This window comes from Kitasatospora sp. NPDC059812 (genome assembly GCF_042732075.1).
GTDB lineage: Bacteria > Actinomycetota > Actinomycetes > Streptomycetales > Streptomycetaceae > Kitasatospora.
In genome coordinates, this window is the sequence record NZ_JBHWIO010000045.1 from 1 (window position 1) to 9,508 (window position 9,508).

Below are 9,508 nucleotides of genomic sequence, written 5' to 3' on the forward strand. Positions count from 1 at the left end.
GGGGGGGGGGGGGGGGGGGGTGTGTCGGGGGGCGGCGCACCCCCCCGGCCGGGGGGCGGGGGGGGCCCGGGCGGCGGGGCGGCCCCCCGACGGGAACGGTTCAGCTCAGCGCGGCCTGGGACTCCACGACCACGCCGTACAGGTCGCCGATCGTCGCCAGGGCGCTGCGGTGCAGCTGGGCGGCGGTCACCCGGGTGCCCGCCGAGGCGAGCGGGCGGGTCGCGCAGGCGTCGGCGACGACGGTCGGCCGGTTGCCGCGCAGGAAGGCGCCCGCGGTGGTGAAGGCCACGCACATGTGGGTCATGAAGCCGGCGACCACCACGTCCTGGTGGCCGGCCTCGTCGAGCAGGGCGCCCAGGCCGGTGCCGACGAAGGCGTCCGGGGCCTGCTTGACGACCACGGCCTCGCCCTCGGCCGGCGCCACGGCGGGGTGGATCTGCCCGATCTCGGCACGGACGTCGTACGGGGTGCCCGCGCCGCCGTCGTTGATCACGTGGATGACCGTGGCACCCGCCGCGCGCGCCCGGGCGAGCAGGGCAGCGGCCGCGTCGAGCGCCTCCCGCCAGCCCTCCAGCTCCATCACGCCGCGCACGTAGGTGTTCTGGTAGTCGATCAGGATCAGCGTGGACGCGGCGAGCGTGGCGGGCGTCTCGTCGAGGCCGTTCAGGGCGCGCAGGGTCGTCGTGGGCATGAGGGGACCACCTTCGGTTCGGTACACGGGTAAGGGCGGGCGGCGGCTGCGACGGCCGCAGCGGCCCGGCCCCTGGAACGCTACGACCGGCCACCGGATGTCGGCAATGCCGTCTAACCTGCAGATTCCGACATCGAGAGAGCACGAAGAGAGCGCAGGTGGGGCCGTGGGCGCCGTACAACGACTGATCGTCATCGTCCTGTTCGAGGGCGTCGACCTGCTCGACGTCACCGGACCGCCCGAGGTGTTCTCCCTCGTCCGGCGGGAGACCGACGACGCGACCGGCTACCGCGTCGTCCTCGCCGCCGCGACCACGGACCCGGTCACCACCGCCGCCGGCGTGCGGATCCTGCCCGACCTCACCTTCGACGAGGCCGCCGCGAGCGCCATCGACACCCTGCTGGTGCCCGGCGCCGTCGAGGTGGACGGCCAGCGTCTGGTCCACCCGCGCACCGACCCGGCCGTGGTCGACTGGGTGCGCGCCCTCGCCGGGCGCTCGCGCCGCATCGCCTCGGTCTGCGTCGGCGCGCACCTGCTCGCCGCCGCCGGGCTCCTCGACGGCAAGCGCGCCACCACCCACTGGTCGACCGCCGCACAACTGGCCGCCGAGTACCCGGAGATCGAGGTGGACGCCGACCCGATCTTCATCCGCGAGGGCGACGTCTGGACCGGCGCGGGCATCAGCGCCTGCCTCGACCTCTCCCTCGCCCTGGTCGCCGAGGACTTCGGCGAGGAGCTCGCACTGAGGGTCGCCCGCCAGCTCGTGATGTACCTCAAACGCCCCAGCGGCCAGAGCCAGTTCAGCGTCCCGCTGGAACCCGTCTCCACCACCCGGCGGGTCGAGGAGCTGCGCCACCACGTCCTGCGCAACCTCACCGGCCGGCTCACCGTCCCCGACCTCGCCACCCACGCCCACGTCAGCGAACGGCAGTTGACCCGGATCTTCAAGACCGAACTGGGCACCACACCCAGCGCCTACATCGAGTCGGCCCGGGTCGAACTCGCCCGCCACCAGCTCGAATCCAGCGATGCCACGCTCGAACGCGTCGCCGCCGACTGCGGGTTCGGCACCACCGACACCCTGGTCCGGGCCTTCCGCCGCCGGCTCGACACCACCCCGACCGAGTACCGCCACCGCTTCCGCACCACCACGCCCGCGCCCCCGGTCAGAGCGGCAGCCGGACGGTGAACACGGTGCGCCCCGGCCGGCTCGCCGCGTCCACCGTGCCGCCGTGCGCCCGGACCACCGCCCGCACGATCGACAGGCCGAGCCCCGTCGACCCGGTCGAGCGCGAGCGGGCGCGGTCCCCCCGGACGAACCGCTCGAACATCCGGCCCGCCAGCTCCGGCGCGATCCCCGGGCCGTCGTCGGCGACGGCCAGCCGCACCTCCGCCCCGGCCGGCTCCAGGCTCAGCTCGACCTCGGTGCCGGGCGGGGTGTGGGTCCGGGCGTTCGCCAGCAGGTTGACCACCACCTGGCTGAGCCGGTCCGCGTCCCCGCGCACCAGCACCGGCTCCTCGGGCAGCGCCAGGCGCCAGCGGTGCCCGGGCCCGGCCGCCCGGGCGTCGGCCACCGCGTTCAGCGCGATCCGGGTCAGGTCGACCTCCGCGTCGGCCAGCGGCCGGCCGGCGTCCAGCCGGGCGAGCAGCAGCAGGTCCTCGACGATCGCGCCCATCCGCACCGCCTCCGCGTCGATCCGCTCCAGCGAGTGCCGGACCGGCCCGGGCACCGCGCCCGGGTGGCGCAGCGCGAGTTCGGCGTGGCCGCGGACCGCCGCCACGGGGGTGCGCAGCTCGTGGCTGGCGTCGGCCGCGAACGCCCGCAGCCGCTCCTCCACCGCGTGCCGGCGGGCCAGCGCGTCGCCCACGTGCCCGAGCATCCGGTTGAGCGCAGCGCCGACCCGGCCGACCTCCGTCCGCGGATCGTCGTCCGGGACGCGTTCGGCCAGCGTGACGGCGCCGCTGGCGAGCGGCAGCGCGGCCACCCGCTCGGCCGTGCCCACCACCCGCCGCAGCGGACGCAACGACCAGCCGACCCAGACCGCCCCGGCCGCCCCCGCCCCGGCGACGGCGATCGCGAAGACGGTCAGCTCCAGGGTCGCCAGCCGGTCCACGGTGTCCTCGGCCGGGCGCAGCGGCAGTCCGCTGACCAGCACGTCGCCGTCCCGGCCGGCCACCGCGCGCACCCGGTAGTGGCCCTGCGTGCGGCCCAGGTCGACGGTGCGGGCCGGCCCGCCGACCGGCAGGGCGGCGAGGGCCCGCTGCTCGGCCGGCGAGAACACCAGCTGGTCGTCGGCGCTGGGGCCGTTGGCGTCGTCGGCGTCCCCGTCGACCACGCCCGCCGCGGTGACCCGGCCGTCCAGCAGCCGGGCGCCCAGGGTGCCGGGGGTCTGCGCCCGGGTGTCGGTGCCGCCGCCCTGGCCGGCGTGCTCCAGGCTGGCGGCGTAGCGCCCGCCGGCGTCGGCGAGCTGCTGGTCCAGGCGGTCCACCAGGAAGTGGCGCAGCGCCGCCGTGGTGGCGAGGCCGACCGCGGCGCAGGTCACCACCAGCAGCACCAGCAGGCCGGCGATCAGCCGGGCCCGCAGCGTCCGCGGCACCAGCCGGGCGGCCCGGCGGCGGGCCCTGGCGGCGCCCGTGATGGGGCTGCCCGTCGTGGGGCCGCCGGTCACGGGGCCGCCTTGATCAGGTAGCCGGCGCCGCGCACCGTGTGGATCATCGGCGTCCGGCCCGCGTCCAGCTTCTTGCGCAGATAGCTGATGTACAGCTCGACGACGTGCGCCTGCCCGCCGAAGTCGTACGACCAGACGGCGTCCAGGATCTGCGCCTTGCTGAGCACCTGCCGCGGGTGGTGCATCAGGTGGGCGAGCAGCGCGTACTCGGTCGGGCTGAGGTCGACCACCTCACCGGCCCGGGTGACCTCGCGGGCGCGCTCGTCGAGGACGAGGTCGCCGAGCACCAGGGCGTGTGCGGGCGGCTGCCCCGCGGCCCCCGGTGGGGCGGCCCGGCGCAGCAGCCCGCGCAGCCGGACCACCACCTCGGCCAGGCTGAACGGCTTGGTCACGTAGTCGTCGCCGCCCGCCGCGATGCCCGCGATCCGGTCCTCGACGGCGTCCCGGGCGGTGAGGAAGAGCACCCGCACCTCGGGCCGCTCGGCGTGGATGCGGCGCAGCACCTCCATGCCGTCGAGGTCGGGGAGCATCATGTCGAGCACCACGGCGTCCGGGCGCCAGTGCGCCGCCGCCCGGACGGCGGCCAGACCGGTGGTCTCGCCCCGTGCCTGCCAGCCCTCGTAGCGGACCGCGCCGCAGACCACCTCCACCAGGTCCGGTTCGTCGTCGACGACCAGGACCCGCCAGTCCTGCCGGTCGGCGCCCCGCTCGGCGGTGTCGTCCATGGTGCTCCCTGGGTGCAGGCGGTCGGCCGCCGTCATCCTGGCCCATCGCGATGAGAAAGCCCTGAGACCGGCAGTCGCCCGCAGAACCCGCTCCACCCGCCCTGACCTGCGGCGACACCGCCGGGGGCGACGGGGGCGGCGGCACCGGTTCAGAGCCGGCTCAGAGGTTGCGGTGCGATCGTGGTGCGCCCCGGCGGTGCTCGCCCGCCGGGCCCGAAGGAGGATCCCCGATGGCCACCGCCGCCCCGCCGAGACCCGCCGCCCGCTCCCGCCGGGCGGCCCCGCGCCGCCCGGCCGCCGTCCGGCCGGCCGCGGTGCTGGGCCTGATCGGCGCCGGGGCGCTCGGCGTCCTCGCGCTGTGGTGGTCCGACACCCCTGCGGTCGCCGGGGCGGCCGGCTGGCTGACCGGGGCGGGCCGGATCACCGGCCTGCTCGCCGGGTACGCGGCGCCGGTGCTGCTCCTGCTGATGGCCCGGCTGCCGCCGGTGGAGCGCGGGGTCGGCGCCGACCGGCTGGCCCGCTGGCACGCGTTCGGCGGGCGCTGGCTGGTCGCCGTGGTGACGGTGCACGTGCTGTCGGTCGTCTGGGGATACGCGCTGACGGACGGGCGCGGCCTGTTCGGCGAGGGCGTGGAGATCGTCCTCCACTACCCCGAGATGCTCAAGGCCGCGCTGGGCACCCTGCTGATGCTGGGCACCGGCGCCGTCTCCGCCCGGGCCGCCCGGCGCCGCCTCCCGTACGAGGCCTGGTACTACCTGCACCTGGCCACCTACCTCGCGGTGGCGCTCGCCTTCGGCCACCAGCTGGCCACCGGCGCCGACCTCGGCGACGGCCCGGCCCGCGCCGCCTGGTACGCGCTCTACCTCGGCACCGCCGCCCTGCTGGGCTGGTACCGGCTGGCCCGGCCCTGGCTGCTCGACCGCCGGCACCGGCTGCGGGTGGCGGAGGTGCGGCGGGAGGGGCCGGGCGTGGTGTCGCTGTTCCTGACCGGTCGGCGGCTGGACGAACTCCGGGCCGAGCCGGGCCAGTTCTTCCGTCTCCAGTTCCAGGCGCCCGGCCTGCGGTGGGCCGCCAACCCGTACTCGCTGTCCGCGCCGCCGCGCCCGGACTTCCTGCGCTTCACCGTCAAGGACCTCGGCGGGCACAGCGCCGCGGTGGCCGCGCTGCGCCCGGGCACCCCGGTGCGCGCCGAGGGCCCGTACGGGGCGTTCACCGGGCGGCTGCAACGGCGGCGCCGGGTGCTGCTGCTCGGGGCGGGGGTGGGGATCACCCCGCTGCGGGCGCTGTTCGAGACGCTGCCGGGCGAGCTGACCCTGGTCCAGCGGGCCGGGCGCCCGGAGGACGTGCTGTTCCGGGCCGAGCTGGCGGAGGTGGCCCGGCGGCGGGGCGCCGCGGTGCACGAACTGGTCGGCCCGCGGGCGCGGATCGGCGACCTCGGCCGCGCGCTCGCCCGGCTCGTCCCCGACCTCGCCGAGCACGAGGTCTACCTGTGCGGGCCGGACGCGCTGGCCGAGGAGGCCGTCCGTTCGCTGCGGGCCGCCGGGGTGCGGGCGGGGCGCATCCACCGGGAGTCCTTCGACTTCTGAGCCCGCTCGCCGAGCCTGCCGGACCTGCCGAGACCCGTCACAACGCCACCTCCGCCACACCCCCGAGGAGCCCCGCCCATGCGCCGAGCCGTCGTCACCAGTGCCGCCACCGCGGCCGGAGTCGTCCTGCTGCTCTCCCTCAAACCGCACGGGGCCGCCGGGCCCGCGCCGGTGATCAGCTCCGGCGGCACGGGCTCGTCCGGTACCGCAGGCTCGTCAGGCGGCGCGGGTTCGTCCGGCGCCACGGGTTCGTCCGGTACCGCCGCCGGGGCCTCCGACGCCACCGCTGGGCCGTCGGGCTCTCCCAGCGCACCGGCCGCCGGTGCCGCGGCCGGCGCCGGCGGCACCCGGAAGGTCACCGGCGACGCCGTGAACACCCGCTACGGCCCCGTCCAGGTCGAGGTCACCCTCGCCGGCAGCCGGATCACCACCGTCGACGTCGTCAAGTACCCCACCGAGGACCGCCGGGACCGCGAGATCAACAGCTCCGCGCTGCCCCTGCTCAACCAGGAGGCGATCGCCGCACAGAGCGCCGGGATCGACGTGGTCAGCGGCGCGACCTTCACCAGCGACGGCTACGTCCGCTCCCTGCAGAGCGCGCTCGACCGCGCCGGGCGGTGAGGCGCGGTGCTCCGCCACGCCGAACCCGTCATGGGCACCGTCTTCTCGATCGCCGTCCGCGATCCCGGCCCGGACACGCCCGCCGCGCTCCGCCGGATCGCCGACCGGCTGCACCGGATCGACGCGGTGTTCTCGCCCTACCGGCCGGACAGCGACATCAGCCGCCTCGACCGGGGCGAACTCGCCCTCGCCGACTGCGATCCGCAGGTCCGCGTCGTCCTGGCGGCCTGCCGCGAGGTCGCCGCGCAGACCGACGGCTTCTTCACCGAGCGGCCCGGCGGCCGGCTCGACCCGAGCGGCTGGGTCAAGGGGTGGGCGGTCGAGGAGGCGGCCGGGCTGCTGGCCGCCGCCGGGGCCCGGCAGTACTGCGTCAGCGGCGGCGGGGACGTGCAGACCGCCGGCGGCCCGTGGCGGATCGGGGTCGCCCACCCGCTGCGGCCGGGCGCGCTGGCCGCCGTGCTGGGCGGCGACGACCTCGCGGTGGCCACCTCCGGCACCGCCGAGCGCGGCGCGCACATCCTCGATCCGCACACCGGCCGGCCGGCGTCCGGCCTCGCCTCGCTGACCCTGGTCGGCGCCCCCGGCACCGGGATCGCCCGCACCGACGCCTGGGCCACCGCCGCCTTCGCGATGGGCCCCGACCGCGCGCTCGCCTGGGCCTCCCGGCAGCCCGGTGCCGAGGCCCTCGCCGTCCTGCCCGACGGGACCAAGCGCTGGACACCCGGCCTGCCCCGGCACCTCCCGCCCGCCGGCCCCGCCGACTGGCGGCCGGCCGCCCCGGCGGCCTGAACAGGGCCGTTTGCGCGCCAACTGGCGTTCGAACGCTGATAGTTCACTCCATCAGGTGAAGAACTCGATCATGACTCATCCGCCTCGACCCGGGTGGCCGATAGTGGGGAGACCGATCGGACGCACACCATCCGGTCCCACCGGAACGCGTGGACCCACGGACACGCGTGAACCCACGGAAAGAGGTAGCGACACATGCCCACCGAGGCCACCCGGCGGATCGACCTCGTCTTCTCCCTGTTCGACGCCAACCGCAACGGCGTCGTCGAGGTCGACGACTTCAACCTGATGACGGCCCGCGTGGTCGCGGCCGCCGCCGATTCGGACGAGGCCGCGAAGGCCGCGATCCGCGCCGCCTTCCGGCGCTACTGGACCACCCTGGCCGACGAGTTGGACACCAATGGCGACGGCGTGATCAGCCGCGAGGAGTTCGGCGGCTTCGTCCTCTCGCCCGAGCGCTTCGGCCCCACCGCCGGCGAGTTCGCCGACGCCCTGGCCGCGCTCGGCGACCCGGACGGCGACGGCCTGATCGAGCGTCCGCTGTTCGTGGCGCTGATGACCGCGATCGGCTTCGAGCACGCCAACATCCACGCCCTCTTCGACGCCTTCGGCCCCACCCCCGAGGACCGCATCACGGTGGCCGTCTGGGCCGCCGGGATCCGCGACTACTACGCCCCGGACAAGGCTGGCATCCCCGGCGACCTGCTGGTGGGCCAACCGGCCGCCTGATCTCCCCGGGGCGCGCCCGCCCCGGATCGGCTCAGCGACGACGGCGCCGCCCCGCGCCTGCCCGGCGGCGCCGCCCCGCGCTTCACGCACCGGGCCCACGGCGCCCGCGCCACCACCCACGACCGGTCCGCCGTCCAGCCTGTCCGGCCGATCCTGCCGGACAGGACCTGGTCGCGGCTTCCCGAAGTCCGAACACCAGGAGGGACCATGGCCACCGCCGCCCGCCCCCGTGCCGGCGTCGACGAGGGCGTCGGACCGACCGCCCTGATGGTCGCCGCCGCCCGCGCGATCGAGACCCACCGCCCCGACGCCCTCGCCCGGGACGCCCACGCCGAGCACTTCGTGCGCGCCGCCCGGTCCTCCGCGCACTGGCCGGTCCACCCCCGGGACGTCCCGGACGGCGAGGCCGATCCGCTCTGGGGTCGGCTCGGCCGCTACTTCGCCCTGCGGACGAGGGCGTTGGACGACCAGCTGCTGTGGTCCGCCCACCTGGGCGTCCGCCAGGTGGTCCTGCTCGGCGCCGGCCTGGACACCCGGGCCTTCCGGCTCGACTGGCCCGCCGACCTCGCCGTCTTCGAGGTCGACCGGCCCGAGGTCCTCGCGTTCAAACAGCGCGTCCTCGACCAGGTCGACGCCCGGCCGGCGGCGCGCCGCGTACCGGTGGCCGCCGACCTGCGCGGCGACTGGGCCGATACCCTCACCGCGGCCGGCTTCCAGCCCGCCGAGCCGACCGCCTGGCTCGCCGAGGGCCTGCTGCCCTATCTGCCCGCCGCCGCCGAACAGCGGCTCGCGGCCGCCGTCGACCGACTCGGCGCCGCCGGCAGCACCTTGGCGTACGAGGCCAGGCTCGGACCGGAGTCCGCGGCGGTCCGCGACAACCCCGTCTACACGACCGCCCGCGAGCGGCTCGGCGTCGACCTGCTCGCCCTGTTCGACGCCGGGCCCCGCCCCGACACCACCGCCGATCTCACCGCGCGCGGCTGGTCCACCACCGTCCACACCCCGTTCGACTTCACCCGCCACTACGGCCGCGGCCCCCGGCCCGAACCCCACGACGCCTTCGCCGCCGACCGCTGGGTCTTCGCCACCCGGTGACGCCCCCGCTCCGGGCCGCCCGGCCGGCTTGCGCGGTTCTGCGCACAGTCCGCCGCTCCACGGGCCCGGCGTGATCCAACGGACACGCCCTAGACTTCGGCCATGCTCAAAGCCGACCGTACCGCCCGGATCCTCGCCCACATCACCGAGGCGGGCAGCGCCGATGTGCACGAGCTGGCCGGTCTCCTCCAGGTGTCACCGGCCACCGTCCGCCGGGACCTCCAGGAACTGCACGAGCAGGGCCTGCTGCACCGCACCCGTGGCGGGGCGGTCACCGGTGCCGTCAACCTCGAACTGCCGCTGCGCCACAAGCACGGGACGCGGCAGGCCGAGAAGCGGCGGATAGCGCTGGCGGCCGACCGGCTGGTGCCGGACGGCGCCGTGGTGGGCCTGACGGGCGGCACGACGACGAGCGAGCTGGCCCGGGTGCTGGCCGAGCGCGGCGGGATCACCATCGTGACCAACGCGGTCAACATCGCGGCGGACCTCATCGTCCGGCCGGACGTCCGCCTGGTGGTGGGGGGGGGGGGGGGGGGGGGCCCGGGGGGGCGGGGGGGGGGGGGGGGGCGCCCCCCCGGGGGGGGGCGGGGGGGTATAAAAGAA

The 9,508-nt window shown here is 76.6% G+C and carries 10 protein-coding genes; 7 read left to right on the forward strand and 3 right to left on the reverse strand.

Going from position 1 to position 9,508, the window contains the following annotated elements; genetic code table 11:
- Positions 1-100: 100 nt before the first annotated feature.
- Positions 101-691 carry an isochorismatase family protein gene (locus tag ACFV6D_RS22245; protein ID WP_063350466.1) on the reverse strand — a complete coding sequence of 197 codons (591 nt, stop codon included), beginning with the start codon at positions 689-691 and terminating at the stop codon, positions 101-103.
- Positions 692-857: 166 nt separating this feature from the next.
- Here ACFV6D_RS22245 and ACFV6D_RS22250 point away from each other — a divergent pair, with 166 nt between their 5' ends.
- The gene (locus ACFV6D_RS22250; RefSeq protein WP_380560898.1) at positions 858-1,880 is read left to right on the forward strand and encodes a GlxA family transcriptional regulator; all 1,023 of its coding nucleotides are present in this window, start codon (positions 858-860) and stop codon (positions 1,878-1,880) included.
- Here the strand turns inward: ACFV6D_RS22250 and ACFV6D_RS22255 are convergent.
- Entirely contained in the window at positions 1,858-3,330 is a 1,473-nt protein-coding gene (locus ACFV6D_RS22255; protein ID WP_380560915.1) for a sensor histidine kinase, read from the reverse strand. The genes ACFV6D_RS22250 and ACFV6D_RS22255 overlap by 23 nt on opposite strands.
- Before the next feature lie 26 nt (positions 3,331-3,356).
- Positions 3,357-4,085, reverse strand: a complete 729-nt coding sequence (locus ACFV6D_RS22260) for a response regulator transcription factor (protein WP_063350464.1) — start codon at positions 4,083-4,085, stop codon at positions 3,357-3,359.
- Positions 4,086-4,315: 230 nt separating this feature from the next.
- Here ACFV6D_RS22260 and ACFV6D_RS22265 point away from each other — a divergent pair, with 230 nt between their 5' ends.
- The 6 genes from ACFV6D_RS22265 to ACFV6D_RS22290 all read left to right on the forward strand — a co-directional run.
- A complete protein-coding gene (locus ACFV6D_RS22265; protein ID WP_380560899.1) occupies positions 4,316-5,671 on the forward strand; it encodes a ferric reductase-like transmembrane domain-containing protein in 1,356 nt (451 codons plus the stop codon).
- A 78-nt stretch (positions 5,672-5,749) separates the two neighbouring features.
- On the forward strand, positions 5,750-6,292 hold the full coding sequence (locus tag ACFV6D_RS22270) for an FMN-binding protein (RefSeq protein WP_380560900.1): 543 nt from the start codon (positions 5,750-5,752) through the stop codon (positions 6,290-6,292).
- A 30-nt stretch (positions 6,293-6,322) separates the two neighbouring features.
- Complete coding sequence (locus tag ACFV6D_RS22275) at positions 6,323-7,081, forward strand: FAD:protein FMN transferase (protein ID WP_380560916.1); 759 nt, start codon at positions 6,323-6,325, stop codon at positions 7,079-7,081.
- 195 nt (positions 7,082-7,276) lie between these two features.
- A complete protein-coding gene (locus ACFV6D_RS22280) occupies positions 7,277-7,810 on the forward strand; it encodes an EF-hand domain-containing protein (RefSeq protein ID WP_380560901.1) in 534 nt (177 codons plus the stop codon).
- 207 nt (positions 7,811-8,017) lie between these two features.
- Positions 8,018-8,905, forward strand: coding sequence for an SAM-dependent methyltransferase (locus ACFV6D_RS22285; protein WP_380560902.1), 888 nt, complete (start codon positions 8,018-8,020; stop codon positions 8,903-8,905).
- A 102-nt stretch (positions 8,906-9,007) separates the two neighbouring features.
- Positions 9,008-9,508 (forward strand): DeoR/GlpR family DNA-binding transcription regulator (locus ACFV6D_RS22290; protein WP_380560903.1); only part of this gene is annotated, 501 nt, incomplete at its 3' end.

Bases quoted from the DNA above. Each gene is read 5' to 3' on its own strand.
- ACFV6D_RS22245 (WP_063350466.1), bottom strand. From the start codon at position 691: ATGCCCACGACGACCCTGCGCGCCCTGAACGGCCTCGACGAGACGCCC.
- ACFV6D_RS22260 (WP_063350464.1), bottom strand. From the start codon at position 4,085: ATGGACGACACCGCCGAGCGGGGCGCCGACCGGCAGGACTGGCGGGTC.
- ACFV6D_RS22265 (WP_380560899.1), top strand. From the start codon at position 4,316: ATGGCCACCGCCGCCCCGCCGAGACCCGCCGCCCGCTCCCGCCGGGCG.
- ACFV6D_RS22270 (WP_380560900.1), top strand. From the start codon at position 5,750: ATGCGCCGAGCCGTCGTCACCAGTGCCGCCACCGCGGCCGGAGTCGTC.
- ACFV6D_RS22275 (WP_380560916.1), top strand. From the start codon at position 6,323: ATGGGCACCGTCTTCTCGATCGCCGTCCGCGATCCCGGCCCGGACACG.
- ACFV6D_RS22280 (WP_380560901.1), top strand. From the start codon at position 7,277: ATGCCCACCGAGGCCACCCGGCGGATCGACCTCGTCTTCTCCCTGTTC.
- ACFV6D_RS22285 (WP_380560902.1), top strand. From the start codon at position 8,018: ATGGCCACCGCCGCCCGCCCCCGTGCCGGCGTCGACGAGGGCGTCGGA.